General features: G+C 73.9%; 2 protein-coding genes. Both read right to left on the reverse strand.

The window, feature by feature from the left end:
- Positions 1 to 190, reverse strand: a 190-nt coding sequence (locus KBX39_RS32350) for a polyketide synthase docking domain-containing protein (protein ID WP_210874232.1), incomplete at its 3' end; no start/stop codon positions are given.
- Between the two features lie 46 nt (positions 191 to 236).
- The coding region (locus KBX39_RS33940; RefSeq protein WP_282102509.1) for a phosphopantetheine-binding protein at positions 237 to 767 on the reverse strand (531 nt) is incomplete at its 5' end.

The raw sequence follows: 767 nt of genomic DNA on the forward strand, positions 1-767 counted from the left end.
CGCCGTCGTGCACGAGCTGCCACAGCGCCTCGGGGCCGTCGACGCCGCCCGGGTAGCGGCAGCTCATCGCCACGATGGCGATGGGCTCGGAGTCCCGGCTCTCCAGCTCGCGCAGCCGACGCCGGGTACGCCGCAGCTCCGAGGTCGTACGCTTCAGGTACTCGACGTACCTCTCGTCCTCGTTGCTCACCGTGGACCTACCTCACTCGGCATGCCGATGTCGTTGCGGCTGGTGGTCACGACGTCTCCAGCTCGCGGTCGATCAGGTCGAAGATGTTCTCGGCGGTGGCCGACTCCAGGTCGTCGTCGCCGTCCGCGTCCGCCTGCCGCTCGGTCAGCCGGCCCAGCAGGCCGTGCAGCCGGTCGGTGATCCGGCGGAACTCGTCGTCGGCCGGGTCCAGCCCGACGAGCGCCGCCTCCAGCCGGTCGAGTTCCCGGCCCGCCGCCGACGGCTCGCCGGCCGGGCTCACCGGGGCGAACTGCCCGGCCAGGTGGACGGCGAGCGCCTCGGGCGTCGGGTTGTCGAAGACCAGCGTCGCTGGCAGCCGCAGCCCGGTGGCCGCGCCGAGCCGGTTGCGCAGCTCCACGGCGGTCAGCGAGTCGAAGCCGAGTTCCCGGAACGCGCGGGTCGGCTCGATGCCGGCCGGGTCGCCGTGGCCGAGGACGACCGCCACGTGCGCCAGCACCAGGTCGCGCAGGGCACGTACCCGCTTGTCGTCGGGCAGGGCGCGCAGCGTCTCGGCGTACGCCTCCCCGTCGGCGGCCTC

Source organism: Micromonospora sp. D75 (genome assembly GCF_018070405.1).
Classification (GTDB): domain Bacteria; phylum Actinomycetota; class Actinomycetes; order Mycobacteriales; family Micromonosporaceae; genus Micromonospora; species Micromonospora chalcea.